The following is a 22,504-nucleotide window of genomic DNA, read 5'->3' on the forward strand; positions in this document are numbered from 1 at the left end:
ACCAACACCGGGAAAACGGTGAAAGCAGCGAGTTTGATGCTGACCAAAGAGACAAATTCATTGCTGACTTCATCCATTGCCAACCCCACAAAGGAGGCTGGTCTTTGATCCAAAGGAATTCTCACCCCCACCGAAGTGGAGACGAGGATAATTTGGCATTTGACAAGTGCACGCTGTTGAGTTCTCAAGGATCGGATGCTCCCACGACCCAGTCATCACAACCAGGCCCGCAGGGCAACTTCTCTATTTTACCGATCTCATTTCCTTTGTCAAATCGCCTTCCGGCGACCTGTTCGAGGGAACGAGTCGATTCCTTCGTCCTGTTCACTCTGAGAGTGTTTCGGATTCGGGAGGTGTTCGATGCTTGACGGGAGCCGGTCCGAGGACCTCCGCTCAACCGTTTGGGGCGAACAAGTAATAAGTTACGCGGATCCCGGGGATCCAGCAAATCCAGCCCGACCGCCGGGCGTGTCGCACCGCGGCGGCATGCCCCGGCGTCGATCCGACCGCCGGGGCCCACGCTGTCAGCCGGCGCCGATCAGCCGTTCGACGAACCAGAACAGGCCGACCGCGGCGACCACGGCCGCCGTCCAGAACCCCGCGCTCACCACGCGGCGTCGCACCAGCACGAACACGGGGAACACCAGCGCGATCACGAGCAGCTGCGCGAGCTCGATGCCCACGTTGAACACCAGGAGGGCGCCCAGGAGATCCCACGAGAACGGCTCGTCGATGCCCAGCGCGCCGGCGAAGCCCACGCCATGCATGAGTCCGAACGCGAACACGACGGCGATGCGGACGAGGTCGGCGCGCGTGAAAGCACCCTCCTGCACGGTCATCGCCGCGCTCCCGGTACTGACGACCACCGCCCGCTCCTTGACCGCCGTGCCGCCGGTGCCACCCGACGCCGTGGTATCCCGGTGAAGCGGTCCATCGACATCCACGGTCGTGAGTGTCTCCGGCACACCGCGGCGCGCATGCCGGAACCGGCGCATCTCCCACAGGGCGACAACGGCGATCGAGAGCGCGATGGCGGGCTCGACGATCCAGGCGGGAATGCTCACCACTCCCAGCGCGGCGAGGATGAACGTCGCCGAGTGCGCCACCGTGAACGCCGTCGCCGCGAGCACGATGTCGCGCAGCCTGCGGGATCCGACGATGAGTGCGAGCAGGAAGAGCAGGTGATCGGGCCCGAGGAGCAGATGCTCCGCCCCCAGCACCAGGAACTCCCCCATCCGGGAACCCCAGTCGGTCGTGGTCACCACCGAGGGATTCGTGTCGGTGTCCAGGCTCGCCACACCCGAGCCCGACCGCACGTCGTAGTCGATGATGGTCGTGGTCATCCCACCGGGGGCCGTGCCGGGGAAGAGCTCCGTGGTGATCCGATAGGGGACCGGCATCGCCTCGACACGATCCGTGCAGTCCGCCTCGATCACCAGACGCGCGTGCGGGACGCCGTCGCGGATGACGATCTCGTACGGCGCCACCACGCGGTTCGCGCACGGCGCCGCATCCACAGCTCCCTCCTCCCCCGCGGGCGCGATGGAGAAGCGAGGCAGCACGTAGCCGTCGACCGTCTCGGCGTGCGCCTCCAGCACCTCGGTGGTCAGGAGCTCGGGATCACGCCCGGACGCCTGCACATCGGCATAGGCCTCCTGCTCGAAGGCCTGGTCGCCCATGGCACGGGCACCATCCGTCGCGAGCAGCACGTACTCGATGTCGAGCACCGTCCGCACCAGACCGCGTTCCGGCTCGGAGACGTCGGCGTAGACCGTCGCCGAATAGCTGTGCGCCGCGGCCGGGGCCGCCGCCAGCACGGTGCTGGCGGCGACTCCGGCGAGCGCGAGCGCGGTGGCGACGAGGGCGCGGACGCCCGGCATCCGTCGTCGGTGAATGTGCACTGCGGTCGCGCCCGGCATCATGCCCCGGTCTCGGACCGACGCTGCCGGCGCCACACCAGGAATCCACCCGCGATGAGCAGCACGAGCGCACCGAGCGCGGCCAGCGTCGGAACCGTCCCGCCCGTCGCGGCGAGCGGGTCACCGGCGCCGGGGTTCGCCGAACCGGGAGCTCCACCGGGAGTCGAGCCGCCGCCACCAGGGGTGGTCCCGCCGCCGGGGATCTCTCCCCCACCGGGCGCCGCGGCCACCGCGACCGTGAAGGTCACCTGGTTCTGACGTGCCGCGGCATCGGTCGCCGTGTACGTCAGCGTGTACACGCCTGGCGTGCTCGGTGTGAAGGCATACCCGCCATCGGCCGCGGCCTCGGCGAAGGCGCGCGCGCTCGCCCGGGTGACGTCCACCGGCGCACCGGCGGGGTCGGACACCTCGAGGGCTGCGGTGACGCGGCCGGAGTTGTCCACTGCCTCCGGGATCGGTGCGGTGTAGGGCTGCCCGACCACGCCGTCCGCCGCCGGCGCAGGATCGACGCGCACCATCGGCGGCATCGTGTCGAGCATCGTCAGCTCACGCGTCGCCACGCGGTACACATCCTTGTCCGACAGCGGAGCACTGTAGATCTCCACTCCCGCGATGCGACCGTTCAGCGTCGAATCGTCCAGGCTGCCCGACGGGTTGGCGTCGCCGCCGATCACCATGTAGCGCGCGGCCGCCGAACTCGGCTTGACCTGGAACGACACGTCCTCGGTCTCGGCCTTCTTCACACCGTCGACGTACAGTCGCGCGTCCTGTCCGTCGTACCACGCGCTCACGTGATACCACTGGCCGTACTTCAGCGCGACGGTCGGTCGCGGCGAGGCGTACCAGAACTGCAACTCGTACGTCGTGGCGCTCGTGCCCACGGCCTCGAGCCCGATGCCACCGCTCTGCATTCCTCCGAAGACGTCCACGTACCCGCCCTCGATCGAGTCGAGGCGGAACGTCGCATCGAGCGTGAAGCCGTCCTGCAGGGCGGCGTACTCCGCATCGGTCCAGGCAGGCGTGCGCACTCCGGTGGCGGCCCCCTCACGTCCGATCACGACCTCGGTGCCGACGGCGGCATCCGCGGCGATCTGGACGTCGGCTCCCGCCGTGAGCGGACGAGCGACCGGAGACGAGTCGGTCGCGACTCCGCCGGCGAACCCGACATCGAGGAGGTCGGCGGTCGGCACGGGATCGCGCAGATCCTCGAAGGTCAGCGAACCCGGATCGAACGGCAGCTCGCCGCCGCCCGCGTCACCGCTGGTGAACCGGGTCGTCAGAGCCGCGCCCTCCTTGCCCCAGGCGTTGATGGGCGTGATCCGCACCTCGTACTCGCGCGACGGCAGCAGGTTCCACACCTCGTGGCTGCGGTCGGCGGGCATGGGCAGGTTGTAGAAGCCCGACCACTGCAGGAACGAGTTCACCTCTTCGCCGGTGGCGACGTCGACCGTCGAGTAGCGGTACTTGTGCACGATGTCGCCCACCGTGTTCGGTGCCGGTACTGCCTGCGGGAACGACACCATCGCCTTGGTGCCCGCGATGTCGCCGACACTGACCTGCGATCCGCTCGGCCACACGGGTCCGGCCGACTCCGCGGAACGGAGGGTGTTGTTGAACGGGAACCGCTCGTCGTAGCTCTTCGTGACATCCACGGAGTCGGCGACGTCCCACGACCAGGTCTGGTCGATCCACTGGTCGGCGAGCAGGTCGTAGTTCTTGATCGTGACCTGCGTGCCGGTGATCTCCACGATCGCCGTCTGGCGGTTGTTACCCGCGTCATCCGGCGTGGTGTCGTTGCTGCGGCTCGTCGGGCTGGAGTTGATCACGCCGGACTCGAACTCGTAGTACGCCAGCGGTGGTGCGTTCACCGTCGTGAAGCCCTTCGTCGCCTTGTCGCCCGGGCGGTCCTCCTGGCCCTGCCAGATCGAGGTGGGGATGTTCTGCGGCGTGTGGATGTGGCCGCCCCAGACGACCGCCTGCGGGAAGTCGTCGAACACCGACTGGAATCCGTCGCCGCATCCGCTGGAGAGTCCGGTGCCGTACCACTCGTTCGACACGTAGTGGGTGCACTGGAGCGGGTGGTGCACGAGCACCATCACGGGCTTGGTCGGGTCGTCGGCGGTCGCCGCGGTGAGCCGCTGCTGGAGCCAGGTCTGCGCGTACGCGTAGTTGCCGCTGCTCGCGCCCGACGGCTTGCCGGTGACCGGGTCGATCGTGCCGCTTCCGGGAGACACCGTGATCACGCGGTAGCCGTTCACGGTGTACTCGGCGTTCGGCTTCTGTCCACCGGTGGCCTGGGTGAACAGGTCGTAGGACGCGATGCCGGAGACGTCGTGGTTGCCGAGGGAGGCGATCGTCTGGATGCCGAGATCGGCCTTGGAGTCGATGGTCTCCTTCAGCCCCTGGAACTCCGCCGGGGTGGCGCTGTTGGTGAGGTCGCCGACGAACAGTGCGGTCTGCACATCCTGTTCGGCCCAGAAGTCGTAGGCCTCCGCGAGCTCATCCCAGTTGTCGTGGATGTCGCCGATCGCGGCGAAACGGACGTCGGGATCGCCGGGTGCCGCCAACGGTGCGACGGCAGCCGCCGCAGTGGTGACGTCCGCGACGGGAGCGCCGGCCACGCTCACGGTGCGGGTCTCCTGACTCAGGCCGCCCGAGGCGTCGGTCACCGTGTAGTTCACGACGTAGTCACCGGGGACGCCGGGGAGGAAGCGGAAGACACCCGCGTCGTCGGCGGTGATCATCGTGATGACGCCGGTCGGGTCGGCCACGGTCACGACGACCTCGGCGGCTGTGCCGTCGGCGTCGACCGCGGCGGCGGCCGGGAGCACGACGGGCACGTCGACATCGCCCTGCGTCGGAACGTCGCCGTCGATCCGGATGACGATGCCGTCCGTGGTCGTGGAGGTGTCGTCGGAGACAGCGGCGACGACGGGAGCGGTCGCCGCGGAGGGTGCGGCCTCCGCGGCGCTGGCAGCCACGAGCGGAGTCGCAAGGCAGGCAGCGACCGCGACGACGGATGCCTGGAAGGCGAGGGCCTTGCGGGCGCGGCGGGGGTATCGGGAGAAGGGATTGGGGGGTTCGTGACGGGACACGGAGCATCCTCTGGGCGAGACGGGAAAAGCGGACAGGCCCAATCGACCGTCGGAAGATGACCGTGAGGTGAACGCGGTCCGACATCGGCATGTCATCCGCGCGCGTTCGCGCCATCCGGGTGGCCCGGTGCGCACAGTGGGCGGGACCGACGTGTTCCGGTCAGTCCTCGCCGGGGAGTGCGGCGGATCCGAATGCCTGCGCCTCGAACGAGATCGTGTGCGGGATGTAGCGATCCTCTGCGCACTCGACCGGTCGGCCGTTCGCGGCGAAGGTCTCGCGTCGCACCTGCAGCAGAGGGCTCGATCGACGCACGGACAGGAGTCGCGCATCCTCCGTCGCCGCTGCGACCGCCTCGATCCGGTGGTTGCCGGAGGACACGACGATGCCCTCATCCGCGAGGACCTTCGTGGTCGAGACCACATCGTCCGGCACGACGCTCATGTGGGGGACGACCCACGGCGCCCAGGTCGAGCGCTCCACCATCACGGCCCGCTGATCGAGCGTGCGGACGCGCGTGAAGACGAGCACTTCGGCGTCGGTGCCGATCGACAGCAGTCGCGCCTCCCTGGCCGTGGCACGACGCCGAGTGCGTGCGACGATCAGTCCCCCGGGTGTCCTCCCCCGGCTGCGCGCCCACTGGGTGAACGACCGCATCCGGTCGAACCCCTGAGGCTGACTCGGCTGCACGAACCAGCCCGAGCCCCGGTGCGACTCGACCAGCCCCTGCCGGGCGAGGGTCGCGAGCGCCGTGCGGACCACGCGCCGCGAGACGCCGTGGATCGCCGCGAGCTCGAGCTCACTCGGGAGCGCCGCTCCCCCGACGTACGCACCCCCGATGATCTGAGCCCGCAGCTCCGTGACGACCTCGCTCACACGCCCATTATCCAGCGCGCGGATGACCCGGAAGATGCCAGAAGCCCCCGGGCTTGCGCCAGGGGGCTTCTCTCACGGTGGACCTAAGGGGATTCGAACCCCTGACCTCCTCGATGCGAACGAGGCGCGCTACCAACTGCGCCATAGGCCCGTGAACAACGTCTACGCTATCACGGCCGCAGAGCTGTTCGTGTCGGTCCGTCAGCCGGCGGCACGACGCGAGAGCAGGTCGCGAACATGCGCCTCGATCTCGGCATCGTCCACGAAGCCCATAGTGGCGTACGGCGACGCGGACGCAGCCGGAAGGGCGACGGGAGCCTCGGGCGCCATCTGCTCGGCGCGTTCCCGCAGAGCCGCGACCCGGGCGGCCTTGCGCCTTTGCTCCTGCGCGTCGATCTGCGCCTGCGCGGCCTGCGCGCGCGATCCGTTGACCGACACCAGCGGCTCCGGTAGCGGACGCGGCGTCCAGGTCGCTCGGCCCTGGTCGTGCAGTTCGGGGGCGACACGCGGCTTCGCCGGCACGACCGCGTGGGTGGCTCGCGCGACTCGGCCTGCGACCGAGGCCATCCGCTGCAGCACCAGTCCAGCGACCACGGCCACAGCTCCGCCGATCCAGAGGAGCACGGAGCTCCCCGCGGCGAGGAGCTGCCATACGCCGAGACCGGCGGTGGCGAGTCCCAGCAGGATCATCGTGGTGGCCGTCGCCCGCACGCGCCGACGGGCGCGAGCGCGGCGGATGACCGGATCGGCCCTGGTCGCAGCGAGTTCTTCACGCAATGTCTCGAGCTCCGCAGCCTCGCGTTCGGATTGCACGCGCTTGGCGAGCTTCTGCTGCGCGAGTGCGGTGCGGGCGTTCAGTTCGACGCGCACCTCGCCCGGCGTCTCGCTCGTCTCGGCGAGCACGCGCAGCGCCTGGTTCAACCGCACGGCATTGCGTTCGGCGGCGTTGTACTGAAAACGGCCCCGCCACGACGGCAGGAGGTAGAGCATCCAGAGCAGCACGGCGACGAGCACGATCACTCCCCCGCTCAGCACCGGCCCGTCCATACCGACAACGCTAAGGGGTGCGGGGGGACAGCGCCGTAGAGAAAGGCGCGTGTCGCGGCGAGTCGGCCCGGATCGAGGTCTGCGAGGCTTCGCTCAGAACGAGATGCGGTCCGACGGCGGGACCGTCGCGGCATCCGGCGGGACCTGCCCGCTGAGCCAGCGCGCGAGCACCCCCTGGGGGACGTCCTCCCGCGTCAACGCGAACGCGTAGTGATCGCGCCAATCGCCGTCGATGTGGATGTAGCGCCGACGCAGTCCCTCGTAGCGGAAGCCGAGCTTCTGCACGACGCGCAGGCTCGCGGCGTTCTCCGGGCGGATGCAGATCTCCATGCGGTGGAGGCCGTACTCGGTGAAGCACGCATCGGTGGCCATCGCCACCGCGGTCGGAGTGATCCCCCTGCCCGCGAAGCGCTCGCTCACCCAGTAGCCGATCGTCGCCGAGCACAGGGACCCGCGGGCGACTCCCCACACGTTCAGCTGCCCAGCGACCTCACCGTCGTACTCCATGACGAACGGATAGCCCGAGCCGTCGCGGTACTGCTGAAGCAGCCGCCGGATGCTGAGCCGCATGTCGAACGACACCGACCCATACGGGACCGTCGCTTCCCAGCGCTGCAACCAGGAACGGTTCGCCAGCAGCTCGTGCTGCAGCGGACGGGCGTCCTTCGCTCGCACGAGGCGCAGTTCGATGGGTCCGTGTCGCATCCCCGCCGCCAGATCCATGCCGCACCGACGCCCGCAGAGTCGCCTAGAGGCGTTCCGCGAACTCCTTGAGCCAGGGACGCAGCTCGGGGCCGAGGTCGTCACGATCCGCGGCGAGCTGCACGATCGCCTTGATGTAGTCGACGCGATCGCCCGTGTCGTACCGGCGTCCTCCGAAGATGACGCCGACGACGCCGGGACCGTTCGGATCGGTCGCGAGCTCCTGCAGCGCATCCGTCAACTGGATCTCGCCGCCCTTGCCGGGTTCGGTGCGCTCGAGGATCTCGAACACCGAGGCCGGGAGCACATAACGGCCGATGATGGCCAGGTTGGAGGGCGCATCCTCCGGGGCGGGCTTCTCGACGAGCCCCGTCACCCGCACGTGTTCGGACCCCTCGATCGATTCGACCGCCGCGGCACCGTACATGTGGATGCTGCTCGGCTCGACTTCCATCAACGCGATCACCGCAGCGCCGGAACGCTCGTGCTCCGCGATCATCTCGGTCAGGAGCGGGTCGCGGTCGTCGATGAGGTCGTCGCCGAGGAGCACCGCGAACGAGCTGTCGCCCACGTGGGTGCGAGCGCGCAGCACCGCGTGCCCGAGCCCCTTCGGCTCGCCCTGGCGGACGAAGTGGATGTCGGCGAGATCGCTCGACTTCATGACACGTTCGAGGCGACCGGTGTCACCCTTCTCCATGAGCCGCACCTCGAGCTCGGGGACCGAGTCGAAGTGGTTGGAGATCGCGTTCTTGTTGCGACCGATGATGACGAGAATGTCATCGATGCCGGCGTTCGCGGCCTCCTCGACGACGTACTGGATCGCCGGCTTGTCGACGACGGGGAGCATCTCCTTCGGCATCGCCTTCGTGGCGGGAAGGAATCGCGTCCCCAGTCCTGCCGCGGGAATGACGGCTTTGATCTTGTGGTCAGCCATCTTGCCAGCCTAGTGGTGAGCGTCGCCTTAGACTCGGAGCCATGTCGAACGACGTCGAACATGCGAAACGCGCGCTCCGCGCCGAACTCCGCGAACGACGCCAGCTCCTCTCCGATCCGCAACGCGAAGCCGCGGCCACCGCGATCGGCGAGCGGCTCGATGCTCTGATCGACGAGCTCGGCGCACAGTCGATCTCCTGCTTCCTCTCCACCACGACCGAGCCGGGCACTCGGGAGTTCGTGACCAGGGCGGTGCGCCGCGGTATCCGCGTGCTCCTTCCCGTGACCCGTGCGGATGGGTTGCTGGACTGGGCCGTCGCGAACGACGACGACGAGGTCGCCGAAGGACTCTTCGGCCTTCCCGAGCCCACCGGCGAGGTGCTCGGCCCCATCGCCGTCAACGACGTCGACCTGATGATCATCCCCGCGGCCGCCGTCGACCGTACCGGCATGCGCATGGGCTGGGGCCGCGGCTACTTCGACAAGACGATCGGCTCCATGGAGAAATGCCCTCCTGTCTATGCCGTCATCTATGATTCCGAGGTACTCGACGAACTCCCGCGTGAGGTGCACGACCAGCCGGTGAACGGCGTCGTGACCCCGTCGCAGACCCTCACCCTGTCGCCGCGGCGACGCTGATCGCAAGGACCGCAATGCCCACCTACGCCTATGCCTGCACGTCGTGCGGACACACCTTCGACGCCGTGCAGACCTTCTCCGACGACGCGCTCACCGTGTGCCCGGAGTGCGGCGGTGCGCTGCGGAAGCAGTACGGCTCGATCGGCGTGACCTTCAACGGCTCCGGCTTCTATCGCACGGACTCGCGTGCCAAATCCGGGGGATCGAAGGATGCTTCGGCATCATCGAAGTCGGAATCGACGACGAGCGCCAAACCGGCGGCTGCGTCGACGCCGACCTCGAACTGAGGTCCTGATCGACTGGGGGTACCCATGCTCAAGGGGTTCAAAGACTTCATCCTGCGCGGCAACGTCATCGATCTCGCGGTGGCGGTCGTCATCGGGGCGGCTTTCACCGCGATCGTCAACGCCGTGGTGTCCAGCATCATCACCCCGCTCATCTCGCTGTTCTTCAAGGCGGACTCGATGGGCGGCTTCGGTCCGCAGGTGCCGAACCTGTACGGCGACATGGTCACGTTCCCGATCGGCGACCTGATCTCGGCGATCATCAGCTTCCTCGCCGTCGCCGTGGTCGTGTACTTCGTGTTCGTGCTGCCGATGAACACCTTCAAGGCGCACGTCGAAGCACGCAAGGGCACGCCTGCCGAGGAGCCCGAGGAGGAGCCGGCCGCCGCGACCGAGGCCGAGCTGCTCGTCGAGATCCGCGACCTGCTCAAGGCTCAGCGCGACGCCTGACCGCGACCCGCACGGCACGACGCACGGTCCCTCTTCGGAGGGGCCGTGCGTCTTTTCGTCGAGGTCCGCCGCGCTCAGTAGTGCGGCGGGACGTCCTGCATGAGCTGATCGTCGTTCGGTCCCTTGGCGCCCTTCGGCCGAGCGGGCCTCGGGGTCGGCTCGCCTGTCCCGGACTCCGGCTCGGGATCGCTGCCCGGCACCGGCGTCAGGCGCGCGCGGCGAGAACCGGAGACCCGCACCACGCGTTGGCGCGGTGCCGAGGCATCCGACTCGTCAGTCATTCTGGGTGTCGACGATGTCGATCGGCTGCGTGTCGTTCTCGGCCCGCGGGGCGGTGTCCGAGATCCCGAGCACCGCGGCGATCCTCGTCGCGGCCGTCACGGGGTCGCTGTACAGATCGAACGCGTGCACACGCACGTAGTGCCACCCGAGCCGGCGGAGCACGTGCGGTCGCAGTCGCAGCGTCTCGCGCAGCGACTCTCCCCGAGACTCCGGATCCGACTCGATGACGACCGCCTTGCCGCCATGCTGCGCGACCAGCGGGAGGAGCCCGCGGTAGTCGACGTCGACGGAGGCGCCGAGGCGACGCAGCTCCCGCGCGAGAGCCAGGGTCAGCGGGTCGGCGAGGTCCTCCAGACGCGCATCGCGGCTGCGCGCCGCGAGCCCGCCGAGGATCGACATGAGCGTGGCCGCACCGTGTTCGAGGCGTCCGTCATCGAACGACGACGGACGGATCGACGAGACCAGGACCATCGAGCGGCGCGCCCGCGTCATTCCGACCGTGAGCAGCCGCTCGCCGTCGGGGGTGGAGAGGTCGCCGAAGTCGCTGAGCACGCGGCCGTGCTTGGTGAGGCCGAAGCCGAGCGAGAAGATCACGCGGTCGCGGCTCTCGGCGACCGACTCCTCGAGCGTGAGCACCGCGAACGGCTCCGCGGTGTCGCGGCCGACGAAGTCCGCCACGTCGGAGCGTCCGGCGAAGGCGGAGGTCACCGCGGCGCGGACGCGCTCGGCGTGACGGGCGCTCGCGGTCACGACCATGAGCGATTCGGACGGACGGTGCACCGCGTGCTCGACGACGAGCGTGACGACCCTGGCCACCTCGGCGTCCGGGCTCTCCACCGCACCGGAGATCGGGTCGGGGGCTCCCGTGCCGCCCTCGACGTAGTCGACCAGGAGGCTGCCGCGACCGAGGTATGAGCCCGCCCACGGGAGAGAGACGATCTCGCCGCCGTAGAACGCATCGTTGATCAGCTCGGCCAGATCCTCGCCACCGGCGCGGTAGCTGCGCGTCAGGGTCATCACCGGCAGCAGCTCGGAGAGGCGCTCGAACGCGGAGACGTCGTCGAACGGCACCTCCGCCTCCCACGACTCATCCGGATCGACCGCGATGCGGAACGGCGTCGGCCGCTGCGTCACCGGATCGCCGAACGCCACGATCTGGCGGGCGCGACGGATCGACGGGGCGGCCTCGGCGAGGTTGATCGCAGCGGCATCAACCAGGAGCACGGTGTCGAACTCGACCGAGTCCGGAATCTCCGGCACCAGATACGGCGACGAGATCCAGACGGGGGCGAGCACGTCGACGAGCGTGGGCGCCGCGCTGACGACCTGCGCCGTCGTCGTCGCGGGCTGGGTCAGCGCGCGGCGGAGATGCTGCGACTGCTGCGGTTCATCGACGATCGCGATCCGCCACTGGTTCGCCAACTGCCAGGCCAGCAGCGGTCCCGCCATCGCGGCATGCGCCTCGTCCACCAGCCGGAAGTCGCGTTCCAGGCGGTCGACGACGGCCGTGTTCGCGCCGAGGAGGGCGCGGTTGTCCTGCAGCGCCCGCTCGAGCAGCGACTGCCACCAGGCGAACTCGAGCTCCTCGCCGACCTGCGATTCGGAGACATGGCGCACCGAGAGCTCGGTGAGAAGCGGCTCGAGGCCGAGGAGCGCGAGCCGGTCCCGCAACTGCGCGCGTTCGACGAGGTTCTCGAAGACATCGGACTTCGCGGCCAGCCCGGCGAGCGTGCGCACGAGTCGAGCCACGGGAAGAGAGGACAGCGGCTCGCGACGCCCCAGTGCCACATCGAGTTCGGCGAGCTCGGCCTCGACCCGCTGCCAGGCGACGTAGACGTCGGCGAGTCCCAGCGGGATCTCGGGCGCGACGCCGGCCTCGACGAAGCGCTGCCACTGCGTGCGCTGGGTCTGAATCCGCAGGAGCGCCTCGTGCATCTCGGTGATGTGCACGCCGGGGCGCACGTACTCCTTCGCGAGACGCCGCAGCCGCCGCCTGTTCGCTCCCGAGAGGCCGGGCGCGTCGCGACGCGAACCGTGAGCCTGGATGAGCTCGCCGAGCGGACGCTCGAAGACCGTCGGGCTGAACCGATCGAGCGAGTCGCGGATCCCCTGCAGCAGTCGGAGGTACTCGCCGAGTTCGTCGATCGTCGCGAACGGACGCATGTGCGTCTGCGCGATCAGTTCGTAGCCGCGCTCGAGCAGGGCCGGAACGCTCTGGGAGTGCAGCCGGCCTGCCAGCTCATGGGCGGCGCGCGCGGCTTCGGTGCTCGCGAAGGTCACTCCGTACCAGGGCGAGTCGTCGGGACCGAACCGGAACTCGCCGAGGCGGGCGGCCTGCGCGAGCGCTTCCGCAGCCTCCGAGCGGTCGGCGGCGAGACGACGCAGCGCATCCGTTCCCAGACGCGCCGTCGTGGAGGGCGGGATCGGCAGAGAAGCGAGCCTGGTGAGCTGGCGTGTGGCGTCGAGGACCGAGGCCTGCATGCCGGCGACCGGTGCGGACAGCGCCTGGCGGTAGTCGCGCAGCACGGTGCGCAGGCGCACGAGCGCGTCGTCGACCTCGCTGACCTTGGGCGCTGCCGCCTTCTCGTTCCGTCCGATGGCCCTGACCAGATCACGGCGCACGCTCGCCGGCGAGATCGCGAGGCTGTCCAGGCCGATCCCCGCGAGACGGTGGCGCACCCCGTCCAGGGTGGAACGGCGAGCGGACACCACGAGCACCCGCTTGCCTCCGCGCACCAGCTCGCCGAGGGCGTTGATCACGGTCTGCGTGCCGCCGGTGCCCGGCAGGGTCGCGACGGTGAGCGAATGACCGGCGGCGATGCGCGCGAGCACCGCCTCCTGCTCGGCATCCGCATCCAGGAGGAGGTTGTCGGACGCCGGTGCGCGATCGTCGGGTCCGATGTGGTGCGGGGCGGCGCGGGGCGCCGTGACGCGCTCTCGGTCTCCCACGTGGCCGCCGAGGGCGTTCAACACCTGGTGGTCGAGGCTGCCGCCGTCGCGGGACATCACGCCCGAGACATCGGCGAACGTCGACACCACCAGTCGCGGCTCGACCGAGAAGGTGTCGATCGAGCGCGTCATCGCACGCAGGTTGTCGATCACCGGCTGCGGCTTGAAGATGCCTCCGTCGTACGCGAGAGCGGCCAGGGCGGCGGCATCGATCGTGAGGCCGAAGTGGTCGCGCGCGATCCGGACGAGTTCGGGGTTGACCTCGAAGGAGCCCTGTAGCTTGAGCTCGAAGTCGGAGTGGTGACGGCGGATGGCCAGTGGACGCAGCAGCACGGGTGCGGCGAACCCCGCTCCCCCGATGCGCCACCCGGCGACACCGACCGCGAGATGCACGGCCTCGATGCCGCGGACCGTACGGAGCTCGGTGTTCTTCGCGGTGATCCGCTCCGCGGCGAGTCTCGCCGTGCGCAGCCCCACCTCGTCGCGGAACAGATTCGACAGGAGAGTCGACTTCCCGGTGATGAACTGCGGCAGGCTCCCCGGATGCGCCTTGGAGATGTCGATGCCCGATTCCGGGCTATCACGGAAACTCGTCAGCGGCGAGGGGCCGCCGAGATCGGCCGCCTCCGCACGCAACCGGGTGCGCTCGGCCTCGGCCGCGTGCGCGATGCCGATACCGGTCGTGGTCTCGTGCAGATCGCCGAGCGACACAGCAGCGTCCGCCACTGTGTCATCCGCAGACTTGTCCTCACGTCGCCACACACTGACACCCTAGGCGCGCGACCCGGTCGGAACGGGTATCCCGGGCGGGTTTCCGCCGAATTCCCGCCTTCGGAGGACGATCCGCACTCCTCCTGCCGCATGTGCGCTCCACTCGCGTTCTCCACCAGGCGTGGAGCAGCGTTGGCCGACCGTCGGTCCGGACGGCCAGGATGGTGCCATGACCTTCCGCTACGACTTCGCCCCGACGCCATTCGGCGATGCTCTCGCGGTGTTCTCCGATGAGGGCATCGTGCGATTCGACCTCTCCGAGTCGGAGGATCCTCACGTCCCCTGGCTGCTCGAGGGCGTCTCTCATCGACTGCACGCCGCTCCCGAACCCGACCCTGGCGCCGCCGACGAGCTCGCGCACCTCCTCGCCGACTACTTCGACGGTGCCCCGATCCGCTTCTCCGACTATGTCCGGCTCGACTGGCGGCTCGCGGAAGGATTCACACGCACCGCACTGCAGACCATCAGCACGATCGAGTGGGGCGAGACCATGAGCTACGGCGAAGTCGCCGTCCTCGCCGGGCACCCCGGCGCGGCACGCGCGGTCGGCACCGCATGCCGCGTCACCCCGTTCTCGATCATCGTGCCGGTGCACCGCGTCGTGCGTTCGGACGGAAGCGCCGGACACTACGGCGCCCATCCCGAGCGCAAGCGATTCCTGCTCGATCTCGAAGCGGGCTGAGCGTCCTGCGGGACGATGTGGACCCGGCGAGTAGGCCGCCGGGTCCACACCTGTCCGCGCAGAAGCGAGAGCGACCGATCCGCGGGAACCGTCGAGTGATAAAGTCGACGCGACATATCGGGGAACGCCGTCGTCGCCCCGGAAGCAGGTAGTCGTGAGCTCATCGGTCGCCCTCGAATCCGAGGCGGAACTCGTCGCCAATGCGGTGCGCGAACTCGCGAGACGAACGCGCTTCCCCGTGGCGTTCGGAGGCCTCATCGAAGAAGGCGTCGTGAGCGTCACCAGCATCGTCGGCGCACGCACCCGCTCGTTGGATGGCCTGCGCGTTCGTCCGGAGCGCGGACTGGGCGGCAGGGCCATGATGGAGCTCCGCCCCCGCATGACGAGCGACTACGGCTCATCCCAACAGATCACCCACGACTATGACGTCTTCGTGCTCGGCGAAGGACTGCGCACTCTCCTGGCGCTGCCCATCATCGTGCAGGGCCGCTCACGAGGAGTTCTGTACGCGGGAGCCTGGGATGAGGAGCAGGTGGGCGGCGTCACCACGGCTCCCGCGATGCAGGTCGCGCAATCCGTGGCAGACGAACTGCGCATCCGCGACGAGGTGAAGCGTCGGCTGCAGGCGATGCCTCACGAGGATGGCACCGTCGCCCCCGCCCACCGCGAGGAGTTGCGGGAGAGCTTCGCCGAGCTGCGCAGCATCGCCGCAGCGGTCGACGACGCGGAGGTCCGTGCACGGATCGCTCAGGTCGAGTCTCGTCTGGTCGCCCTGGCCGGCGGCACGGTTCCCGCGACCACGGGTTCCGTCCCCACCGTCCACCTCTCCCGTCGCGAGACGGATGTCCTCGCCTGCGCGGCACTCGGATCGACCAATGCCGAGATCGCCGCCCAGCTGAACCTGCGCGAAGGCACCGTGAAGGCGTACCTCGGCGCAGCCATGTCGAAACTCGACGCGTCCACTCGGCATTCCGCCGTCACGCGCGCGCGCCGAGCGGGCCTCCTCCCCTGAGCGCATTCGTCGCCGAATTGTCCGGCAACGCAATTGGCTTCCTTGTCGCAATTCGCCACGGGAGGTAAAGTCGCATTCATGGCGAGACGAATTGTGCATCAGCTAGTCGACGATATCGATGGCAGCGTCCTGGAGGTCGGCGAAGGAGAGACGGTTCACTTCTCTCTCAATGGCACCTCTTACGAGATCGACCTGAATGCGGCGCACGCAGAGGAATTGCGCAAGGCATTCGAGCCGTACATCTCCGCGGGCCGGAGAGCCGGATCCTCGGGAGCGGTGCGGTCGTCCGCACCACGCAAGAGGCCGGCACGCAATCCTGAGGTCGCGGCCATCCGCGCCTGGGCGAACGCCAACGGGCATTCGCTCTCTGAGCGCGGTCGTATTCCCGCCCCGATCCTCGAGGCATACAACGCGGCACACTGAACTGTGGCCGCCTTCACTGGCCGATGAGTTCGATCAGGCGTCCGATTTCGGAAGCCAGGGCTCATCCCGAAGTGTGATCTCTTCCGTCATATCGGTCAGGAATCGGATGACGATATCGCGCTCGGCGGGCGTCAATCGTGCGGCGGCATAGAAGCGCTTCGCCTGCTGCCGCCCGACGGTCTCCATGGCGGCATGCCTGGTCTCGGTCGTGATGGTGATCGCGAGCGCCCGCCGATCGGTCGGGTGCGGAGCTCTGCGGATATGCCCTCCGCGCTCCAGACGGTCGAGCAGCTTCGTCGTCGCGGCCGTCGACACCCCGAGGTGGTGCGCGATGCCGCTGGGGGTGGCGACCAGGTCACGGTTGGCGCACACGATCAGGTAGTGCAGCGCCCGCATGTCGGTCTCGTTGAGCTGCATGTATCGACGCGATGCCAGCGACAGGCGCTGCTCGGCTTCACGGAGACTCCCGAGCGCCCCCATCAGCACGGCGATCTGCCGGAGGTCCTCGGGCGGCACACCCGTTCTGTCGATCAGAGCGCTCCGCGGATCGCTGGCCTCGACGTCGTAGATCGCGGAATGGCTCAGCCCGTCGGGCTCCTCTTTCGAGACGAGATCGGCTCGCTCCCCGCCGGGGTGCGTCTCGTGCACGCCCGGGAGCGGGGTGGTGCCGCGCACGGTGTCCATGCGATCATGTTACACACGAACAGTTTCATGCTAAGTTAATTACTCACCAAGTTAGCTAAAGGTCGAGAGGATGCCATGGATCACGTGACACTCCTCGCCGAGGACGGGACAGCCGTCGGCATCCTGCCGAAGAGCGAGGTTCACACCACCGACACCCCGCTCCATCTCGCCTTCTCCTGCTACGTGCTCGACTCTCGGGGGCGACTGCTGGTCACCAGGCGAGCGCTGTCGAAGCGCACCTGGCCCGGTGTATGGACGAACAGCTTCTGCGGCCACCCGCGTCCGGGTGAGGACATGACCGACGCCGTACGGAGACGTGGGCTCGACGAACTCGGCATCCGACTCGACGGCATCCGTCTCGCACTCCCCGACTACCGCTACCGCGCGGTGGATGCCAGCGGCATCGTCGAGAACGAGATCTGCCCGGTCCATGTCGCGTTCGTCGACGGTGAGCCCGCCGCGGACCCGGATGAGGTGGCCGAATGGACGTGGACCGAGGTGTCTCCCCTCATCGAAGCCGTCTCCCGCGCACCCTTCGCGTTCAGCCCCTGGCTCGTCGAGCAGCTTCCCCAGCTGCGTCGCCTCGGAGAGATCTGACCGATGAGCGCGACGGCGACCCGGGAAGACCTCGCGACACGGATCGAGGAGGTGCTGCGCCTGCGTTTCGCCGAGCGCACCACGGCCGCTGCCCGCTACGGAACCGAGTTCGTCGCGCTCTGGCAGGCTGCCTCCGAACACGCCCTCGGCGGCAAGCTCATCCGTCCACGCCTGCTGCTCGACCTGCTGACGGCACTGTCCTCCTCCGCGCTCGACGACGACGAGATGCGGCGTGCGGTCGAGGTCGCCGTCGACGTGGAGATGCTCCACTTCGCGTTCCTGTTGCACGACGACGTGATCGACGGCGATCTGATCCGGCGCCGCCGACCGAACCTGATCGGCTCCCTCGCAGCTCGACACGGGGCCGAACCGAGCGAGCCCGTGCTGCACTGGGCCCGCTCGAGCGCGATCCTGCTCGGCGACCTGCTGCTGGCGTCGGCGACGATCGGCTTCGCGCGCACGGAGGCCGACGCGGAGACACGTGAGCGTCTGCTCGCTCTCCTCGAGCAGACGATCTTCGAGACTGTGGCGGGCGAGCATGCCGACATCGCCCTGAGCGACGGGATCGTCACCCCGGACCTGCGGACGATCCTGTCGACGAGTGCCTACAAGACCGCGACCTATTCCTTCGCGCTGCCGCTGCGCGCGGCGGCCGTCCTCGCGGGTGCGACGCCGGCCGTCGAGTCCCAGCTGGCAGCGCTCGGGCAGCATCTCGGCCTCGCCTATCAGCTGCAGGACGATCTGCTGTCGGTGTTCGGCGATCCCTCCGCGCATGGCAAGGATGCCTTCTCGGACCTGCGCGAGGGCAAGGAGACCGCGATCATCGCCTACGCCCGGATGACCGGCCACTGGCCGAGCATCGAGCTGCGGTTCGGCACGGCCGAGCTGAGCGTGGCGGACGCCGCCGACATGCGCGACCGGTTGCGCGAATGCGGTGCGGAGCAGTTCGTGCGCGGGCTCGTGCAGGAACAGCTCACGGCGGCAGCGACCCTCGTCGCCGAGGCCGAGGAGTCGGATGCGCTTCCGTCCACCGCGGCACGGACCATCCTCGCACTGGCCGACCGTATCGAGGGCCGACAAGGATGAGTGCCCACCCCTCCGATCGCTCCGACCGAGGCGCACTCACCCGCTTCAACCGCACCGCGGAGATCGCTACCACCGATGTCATCCGCACGTACTCCACATCGTTCGGACTCGCGACCCGCCTGCTCGGCGCCCGTCACCGCCAGCATGTGCACAACATCTATGCGATGGTGCGCATCGCCGACGAGATCGTCGACGGGGTGGCGGCGGAAGCCGGCCTCGACGTCGCCGCTCAGTCCGCCGCACTGGACTCCTACGTCGCCGAGACGCACCGTTCGATGCGCAGCGGCTACAGCAGCGATCTGATCCTGCACGCCTTCGCGCAGACGGCTCGCGAGTGCGGGATCGGTGAGGAGCTGACCGTTCCCTTCTTCGACTCGATGCGCGCCGACATCGCCGGCGACGCCTTCACGGCATACGACGCGGATGCGCACGCCGCCTATGTGTACGGCTCGGCCGAGGTGGTCGGCCTGATGTGCCTGCAAGTGTTCCTGAGGGGTGCGGAGCGCTCCCCCGGCGAGCTCGAGACCCTCCACCGCGGTGCCCGTCAGCTCGGCGCCGCCTTCCAGAACGTCAACTTCCTGCGCGACCTCGCCGACGACACGGATCGCCTGCAGCGCGGGTATCTCGGCGGGGATGCCCGCCTGACCGATGCTGATCGGGATGCGTGGGTCGACACCGTGTTCCGGCAGCTGGACGACGCGCGCGCCGCCATCCCGCTGCTTCCGAAGGACGCCAGGGCGGCGGTGCGCAGTGCGCTCTCCCTCTTCGCGGCCCTCACCCGACGCGTCGCGAAGACCCCCGCCGCGGTGCTGTATCAGCGACGCGTGCGCGTTCCGGATCCGATCAAGGCCGTGCTCGCCGCACGCGCCGTCGTCGTCACCGCGATGGAGCGCGACCGATGAGCCGGGTGGTGGTGATCGGTGCCGGCATCGCGGGGCTCGCGACCGCGGGCCTGCTCGCCCGGGACGGACACGATGTGGTCGTGCTCGAGAAGAACGACCGCGTGGGCGGACGCGCGGGCACGATCGAGCGCGATGGCTTCCGTTTCGACTCCGGTCCCTCCTGGTACCTCATGCCCGAGGTGTTCGACCACTTCTTCGAGATGATGGGGACCACCACGGCGGAGCAGCTCGAACTGATCCGCCTCGACCCCGGCTACCGCGTGTTCCGCACGCCGGGTGCGACGGATGACACCACTCCGGTCACGGTCCCCGCCGGTCGCGATGCCGTCACCGCGCTCTTCGAGGAGCTCGAACCCGGGTCCTCGCCGGCGCTGGACTCGTACCTCGACTCCGCGCGCGATGCGGGAGTCATGGCGCAGAAGTATTTCCTCTACAACCCGTTCACCCGTCTGCGCACTCTCACCGCCCCGGAAGTGGTGCGTGCCCTGCCGCGTCTGTTCACGCTGCTCGGCACCCGGCTGCAGTCGTTCGCCGCCCGGCGATTCCGGCATCCGGTCGTGCGGCAGATCCTCGGATACCCGGCGGTCTTCCTCGGGACCGATCCGCGAACCGCGCCGGCCATGTACCACCTGATGAGCGCGCTCGATCTCGACCAGGGCGTGAGCTACCCACAGGGTGGCTTCTGGCGTGTGGTCGAGAGGATCGAGGCGCTCGCGATCGGCGCGGGAGCACGCATCGTGACCGGGGCGGACGTCACGGGCATCCAGACGAGGGACACCCCCGAGGGAACGGTGGTGACCGGCGTCGGGTGGGTCGACGGCGCGGGAACAACGTTTCGCGAGACCGCCGACATCGTGGTCTCCGCCGCAGACCTGCACCATACCGAGACCGCGTTGCTGCCCGTATCGCTGCAGTCGTACCCCGAACCGTGGTGGGCGCGACGCACCAGCGGCCCGGGCGGGGTGCTCGTGATGCTCGGAGTGCGCGGCGCTCTCCCCGAACTCCCGCACCACTCCTTGTTCTTCACCGAAGACTGGGACGCGAACTTCGACGCGATCTTCGGACGCACGCCGGAGATCCCCTCCCCTGCGTCGACCTACGTGTGTCGACCGAGCGCGACCGACCCCGACGTCGCGCCCGCGGGCCACGAGAACCTGTTCGTGCTGGTCCCGGTGCCCGCCGACGTCGATCTCGGACACGGGGGCACGGACGGCGCGGGCTCAGCCGATGTCGAGCGAGCCGCCGACGCGGCGATCGATCAGATCTCGGACTGGGCGGGGATCCCGGACCTCCGCGAGCGCATCGTCGTGCGCGAGACGAAGGGTCCTGCGGACTTCCGCGACGACTACCGCTCGTGGCGGGGCGGGATGCTGGGCCCCGCGCACATCCTGTCGCAGAGCGCCATGTTCCGGGCGCAGAACGCCTCGCGGCGGGTGCAGAACCTGTTCTACGCCGGCGCCACGACCGCGCCCGGCGTCGGCGTGCCGATGTGCCTGATCAGTGCCGAGATCGTGCTCAAGCGCATCCGCGGCGACCACTCTCCCGGCCCCCTTCCCGTCCCCGATCACGCGCGGCTCTCCACGGAGCACTCCTGATGGGCGCCGTGTACCTCATCGCCCTGCTGGTCTCCTTGGGCTGCATGCTGCTGTTGGACTGGCGGTTCCGGCTGTTCTTCTGGCGCGATGCGCTCTCGGCGGGGGTCGTCACGGCGGTGGGGTTCGTCTTCTTCCTCGTGTGGGACGTGGCCGGCATCGCCAACGGCATCTTCCTGCGCGGTGAGGGAGCGATCGCCACCGGTCTGGTGCTCGCTCCGGAGCTGCCGATCGAGGAGCCGGTGTTCCTACTGTTCCTGGCGGTGTGCACGATGGTGATCTACACGGGTGCGGTGCGTATCCTCTCCCGCCTCCGCCGACGGCCCCGCGGCACGGGGGGACGACCGTGACCTACGTCCAGCTCTCCGCCTGCTTCCTGCTCGTCGCACTGTCGGGCGGCATCGCCCTGACGTTCGCATCGCGCCGCCGCGGCCCGGTCCCCGGTGCCGTGCTGCTGACCATCCTGGTCCTGTTCGTGCTCACCGCCGTGTTCGACACGGTGATGATCGCAGCCGGCCTCTTCCACTACGCAGAGGATCCGCTGCTCGGGGTGCACATCGGTCTCGCGCCAATCGAGGACTTCGCGTATCCGCTCGCGGGCGCACTGCTGCTTCCTGCGGTGTGGACAGCGATGCGGGCGCGACGACGTGTGCGTGTCCGCACCGCTGACGACAGCGAGGAGCGCGCATGAGCGGCCCGGCTCCGTCGTCGACCCTCGGGCGGGATCTCGCCCAGATCGTGCTGTCGTCGCGCCCGATCAGCTGGATCAACACGGCGTTCCCGTTCGCGGCCGCCTACCTGCTCACGACCCGCGAGCTCGATCTGACGTTCGTGATCGGCACCCTGTACTTCCTCATCCCGTACAACCTGGCGATGTACGGCATCAACGACGTGTTCGACTATGCGTCGGACCTGGCCAATCCGCGCAAGGGCGGGATCGAGGGAGCACTGCTGGCCCCACGCATCCATCGCGCGACGCTGTGGGCCGCAGCCCTGACGAACATCCCGTTCCTCGTCTACCTCGTGCTCGTCGGCAACCCCGCGTCGTGGTGCTGGCTCGCTGTGAGCGTTTTCGCCGTGATCGCGTACTCGGCGCCCGTGCTCCGTTTCAAGGAACGACCTTTCCTGGATTCGATCACCTCGAGCACGCATTTCGTCAGCCCGGCGATCGTCGGACTCGCGCTGGCCGAGGTACCGGTGACCGAGATCGCCGTCGTGACGCTCCTGGCCTTCTTCCTCTGGGGCATGGCGGCGCATGCCTTCGGTGCCGTGCAGGACATCGGTCCCGACCGGGAAGCCGGGATCGCGTCGATCGCGACGGTGATCGGGGCGCGGGCCACCGTGCGGCTGGCACTCGCCCTGTGGGTGGTCGCGGGGCTCGCGATGCTGCTCACCCCCTGGCCGGGGCCGCTGGCCGCGGTGCTCGCCGTGCCGTACGTCGTGAATGCGGCGCCGTGGTGGAACGTGACCGATGCGGCATCGGCATCCACCAACCGCGCCTGGCGCCGCTTCATCGCCCTCAACTACTTCGCCGGATTCCTCGCGACGATGATCCTCATCCTCGCGTGGGTGTCCTGATCC

General features: G+C 68.9%; 22 protein-coding genes and 1 tRNA gene. 13 read left to right on the top strand and 10 right to left on the bottom strand.

Annotated elements, in window-relative coordinates; all coding sequences use genetic code 11:
- Positions 1-524 precede the first annotated feature (524 nt).
- The 7 genes from WFM69_RS17210 to galU form a co-directional block, all read right to left on the bottom strand.
- Positions 525-1,880 carry a HupE/UreJ family protein gene (locus WFM69_RS17210; RefSeq protein ID WP_337006822.1) on the bottom strand — a complete coding sequence of 452 codons (1,356 nt, stop codon included), beginning with the start codon at positions 1,878-1,880 and terminating at the stop codon, positions 525-527.
- 38 nt (positions 1,881-1,918) lie between these two features.
- Positions 1,919-5,014 carry a LamG-like jellyroll fold domain-containing protein gene (locus WFM69_RS17215; protein WP_337006823.1) on the bottom strand — a complete coding sequence of 1,032 codons (3,096 nt, stop codon included), beginning with the start codon at positions 5,012-5,014 and terminating at the stop codon, positions 1,919-1,921.
- Positions 5,015-5,174: 160 nt separating this feature from the next.
- Positions 5,175-5,888, bottom strand: coding sequence for a GntR family transcriptional regulator (locus WFM69_RS17220; RefSeq protein WP_337006824.1), 714 nt, complete (start codon positions 5,886-5,888; stop codon positions 5,175-5,177).
- 78 nt (positions 5,889-5,966) lie between these two features.
- Positions 5,967-6,039 (bottom strand) — tRNA-Ala (locus WFM69_RS17225).
- A 50-nt stretch (positions 6,040-6,089) separates the two neighbouring features.
- Positions 6,090-6,935 (bottom strand): hypothetical protein, encoded by an 846-nt coding sequence (locus WFM69_RS17230; RefSeq protein ID WP_337006825.1) that lies wholly within the window; start codon positions 6,933-6,935, stop codon positions 6,090-6,092.
- Between the two features lie 93 nt (positions 6,936-7,028).
- Positions 7,029-7,640, bottom strand: coding sequence for a GNAT family N-acetyltransferase (locus tag WFM69_RS17235; protein WP_337006826.1), 612 nt, complete (start codon positions 7,638-7,640; stop codon positions 7,029-7,031).
- A gap of 43 nt (positions 7,641-7,683) precedes the next feature.
- Positions 7,684-8,571 (bottom strand): UTP--glucose-1-phosphate uridylyltransferase GalU, encoded by an 888-nt coding sequence (gene galU, locus WFM69_RS17240; protein ID WP_337006828.1) that lies wholly within the window; start codon positions 8,569-8,571, stop codon positions 7,684-7,686.
- 41 nt (positions 8,572-8,612) lie between these two features.
- Between galU and WFM69_RS17245 the strand changes: the two genes are divergently transcribed.
- Genes WFM69_RS17245 through mscL form a run of 3 tightly spaced genes read left to right on the top strand, consistent with a single transcriptional unit; the run spans position 8,613 to position 9,943 of the window.
- Complete coding sequence (locus tag WFM69_RS17245) at positions 8,613-9,209, top strand: 5-formyltetrahydrofolate cyclo-ligase (protein WP_337006830.1); 597 nt, start codon at positions 8,613-8,615, stop codon at positions 9,207-9,209.
- A 14-nt stretch (positions 9,210-9,223) separates the two neighbouring features.
- Positions 9,224-9,496 carry an FmdB family zinc ribbon protein gene (locus WFM69_RS17250; protein ID WP_337006832.1) on the top strand — a complete coding sequence of 91 codons (273 nt, stop codon included), beginning with the start codon at positions 9,224-9,226 and terminating at the stop codon, positions 9,494-9,496.
- 24 nt (positions 9,497-9,520) lie between these two features.
- Positions 9,521-9,943 (top strand): large conductance mechanosensitive channel protein MscL, encoded by a 423-nt coding sequence (mscL, locus tag WFM69_RS17255; RefSeq protein WP_337006834.1) that lies wholly within the window; start codon positions 9,521-9,523, stop codon positions 9,941-9,943.
- 74 nt (positions 9,944-10,017) lie between these two features.
- Here the strand turns inward: mscL and WFM69_RS17260 are convergent, their stop codons facing one another.
- Together WFM69_RS17260 and WFM69_RS17265 are read right to left on the bottom strand one after the other, a co-directional pair.
- Positions 10,018-10,224 (bottom strand): hypothetical protein, encoded by a 207-nt coding sequence (locus WFM69_RS17260; protein WP_337006836.1) that lies wholly within the window; start codon positions 10,222-10,224, stop codon positions 10,018-10,020.
- Positions 10,217-13,900 carry an AAA family ATPase gene (locus WFM69_RS17265; RefSeq protein WP_337006838.1) on the bottom strand — a complete coding sequence of 1,228 codons (3,684 nt, stop codon included), beginning with the start codon at positions 13,898-13,900 and terminating at the stop codon, positions 10,217-10,219. Before WFM69_RS17265 ends, WFM69_RS17260 begins: the two co-directional genes overlap by 8 nt.
- A 214-nt stretch (positions 13,901-14,114) precedes the next feature.
- Between WFM69_RS17265 and WFM69_RS17270 the strand changes: the two genes are divergently transcribed.
- From WFM69_RS17270 to WFM69_RS17280, 3 genes are all read left to right on the top strand, one after another.
- Positions 14,115-14,627 carry a methylated-DNA--[protein]-cysteine S-methyltransferase gene (locus WFM69_RS17270; protein WP_337006840.1) on the top strand — a complete coding sequence of 171 codons (513 nt, stop codon included), beginning with the start codon at positions 14,115-14,117 and terminating at the stop codon, positions 14,625-14,627.
- 154 nt (positions 14,628-14,781) lie between these two features.
- On the top strand, positions 14,782-15,639 hold the full coding sequence (locus WFM69_RS17275) for a LuxR C-terminal-related transcriptional regulator (RefSeq protein ID WP_337006842.1): 858 nt from the start codon (positions 14,782-14,784) through the stop codon (positions 15,637-15,639).
- Between the two features lie 42 nt (positions 15,640-15,681).
- Entirely contained in the window at positions 15,682-16,062 is a 381-nt protein-coding gene (locus WFM69_RS17280; RefSeq protein ID WP_337006844.1) for a histone-like nucleoid-structuring protein Lsr2, read from the top strand.
- Positions 16,063-16,095: 33 nt separating this feature from the next.
- On the opposite strand, the gene WFM69_RS17285 is transcribed toward WFM69_RS17280, so the two are convergent.
- Complete coding sequence (locus tag WFM69_RS17285; RefSeq protein ID WP_337006846.1) at positions 16,096-16,746, bottom strand: MarR family winged helix-turn-helix transcriptional regulator; 651 nt, start codon at positions 16,744-16,746, stop codon at positions 16,096-16,098.
- Between the two features lie 75 nt (positions 16,747-16,821).
- Between WFM69_RS17285 and idi the strand changes: the two genes are divergently transcribed.
- From idi to WFM69_RS17320, 7 genes are read left to right on the top strand one after another with little or no spacing between them, the layout of a single operon-like run.
- Positions 16,822-17,343 (top strand): isopentenyl-diphosphate Delta-isomerase, encoded by a 522-nt coding sequence (gene idi / locus WFM69_RS17290; RefSeq protein WP_337006848.1) that lies wholly within the window; start codon positions 16,822-16,824, stop codon positions 17,341-17,343.
- A 3-nt stretch (positions 17,344-17,346) separates the two neighbouring features.
- The gene (locus WFM69_RS17295) at positions 17,347-18,429 is read left to right on the top strand and encodes a polyprenyl synthetase family protein (protein ID WP_337006850.1); all 1,083 of its coding nucleotides are present in this window, start codon (positions 17,347-17,349) and stop codon (positions 18,427-18,429) included.
- Complete coding sequence (locus tag WFM69_RS17300) at positions 18,426-19,331, top strand: phytoene/squalene synthase family protein (protein ID WP_337006852.1); 906 nt, start codon at positions 18,426-18,428, stop codon at positions 19,329-19,331. Before WFM69_RS17295 ends, WFM69_RS17300 begins: the two co-directional genes overlap by 4 nt.
- Complete coding sequence (crtI, locus tag WFM69_RS17305) at positions 19,328-20,926, top strand: phytoene desaturase family protein (protein ID WP_337006854.1); 1,599 nt, start codon at positions 19,328-19,330, stop codon at positions 20,924-20,926. Before WFM69_RS17300 ends, crtI begins: the two co-directional genes overlap by 4 nt.
- On the top strand, positions 20,926-21,273 hold the full coding sequence (locus WFM69_RS17310) for a lycopene cyclase domain-containing protein (protein ID WP_337006856.1): 348 nt from the start codon (positions 20,926-20,928) through the stop codon (positions 21,271-21,273). The genes crtI and WFM69_RS17310 overlap by 1 nt, the downstream gene beginning before the upstream one ends.
- Positions 21,270-21,614, top strand: a complete 345-nt coding sequence (locus tag WFM69_RS17315) for a lycopene cyclase domain-containing protein (RefSeq protein WP_337006858.1) — start codon at positions 21,270-21,272, stop codon at positions 21,612-21,614. The genes WFM69_RS17310 and WFM69_RS17315 overlap by 4 nt, the downstream gene beginning before the upstream one ends.
- A complete protein-coding gene (locus WFM69_RS17320; protein ID WP_337006860.1) occupies positions 21,611-22,501 on the top strand; it encodes a prenyltransferase in 891 nt (296 codons plus the stop codon). Before WFM69_RS17315 ends, WFM69_RS17320 begins: the two co-directional genes overlap by 4 nt.
- Positions 22,502-22,504 lie beyond the last annotated feature (3 nt).

It is taken from the genome of Microbacterium sp. LB12 (assembly GCF_037150835.1).
Classification (GTDB): domain Bacteria; phylum Actinomycetota; class Actinomycetes; order Actinomycetales; family Microbacteriaceae; genus Microbacterium.

Bases quoted from the DNA above. Each gene is read 5' to 3' on its own strand.
- WFM69_RS17210 (WP_337006822.1), bottom strand. From the start codon at position 1,880: ATGCCGGGCGTCCGCGCCCTCGTCGCCACCGCGCTCGCGCTCGCCGGA.
- WFM69_RS17230 (WP_337006825.1), bottom strand. From the start codon at position 6,935: ATGGACGGGCCGGTGCTGAGCGGGGGAGTGATCGTGCTCGTCGCCGTG.
- WFM69_RS17235 (WP_337006826.1), bottom strand. From the start codon at position 7,640: ATGCGACACGGACCCATCGAACTGCGCCTCGTGCGAGCGAAGGACGCC.
- galU (WP_337006828.1), bottom strand. From the start codon at position 8,571: ATGGCTGACCACAAGATCAAAGCCGTCATTCCCGCGGCAGGACTGGGG.
- WFM69_RS17245 (WP_337006830.1), top strand. From the start codon at position 8,613: ATGTCGAACGACGTCGAACATGCGAAACGCGCGCTCCGCGCCGAACTC.
- WFM69_RS17250 (WP_337006832.1), top strand. From the start codon at position 9,224: ATGCCCACCTACGCCTATGCCTGCACGTCGTGCGGACACACCTTCGAC.
- mscL (WP_337006834.1), top strand. From the start codon at position 9,521: ATGCTCAAGGGGTTCAAAGACTTCATCCTGCGCGGCAACGTCATCGAT.
- WFM69_RS17260 (WP_337006836.1), bottom strand. From the start codon at position 10,224: ATGACTGACGAGTCGGATGCCTCGGCACCGCGCCAACGCGTGGTGCGG.
- WFM69_RS17270 (WP_337006840.1), top strand. From the start codon at position 14,115: ATGACCTTCCGCTACGACTTCGCCCCGACGCCATTCGGCGATGCTCTC.
- WFM69_RS17285 (WP_337006846.1), bottom strand. From the start codon at position 16,746: ATGGACACCGTGCGCGGCACCACCCCGCTCCCGGGCGTGCACGAGACG.
- idi (WP_337006848.1), top strand. From the start codon at position 16,822: ATGGATCACGTGACACTCCTCGCCGAGGACGGGACAGCCGTCGGCATC.
- WFM69_RS17295 (WP_337006850.1), top strand. From the start codon at position 17,347: ATGAGCGCGACGGCGACCCGGGAAGACCTCGCGACACGGATCGAGGAG.
- WFM69_RS17300 (WP_337006852.1), top strand. From the start codon at position 18,426: ATGAGTGCCCACCCCTCCGATCGCTCCGACCGAGGCGCACTCACCCGC.
- crtI (WP_337006854.1), top strand. From the start codon at position 19,328: ATGAGCCGGGTGGTGGTGATCGGTGCCGGCATCGCGGGGCTCGCGACC.
- WFM69_RS17310 (WP_337006856.1), top strand. From the start codon at position 20,926: ATGGGCGCCGTGTACCTCATCGCCCTGCTGGTCTCCTTGGGCTGCATG.
- WFM69_RS17320 (WP_337006860.1), top strand. From the start codon at position 21,611: ATGAGCGGCCCGGCTCCGTCGTCGACCCTCGGGCGGGATCTCGCCCAG.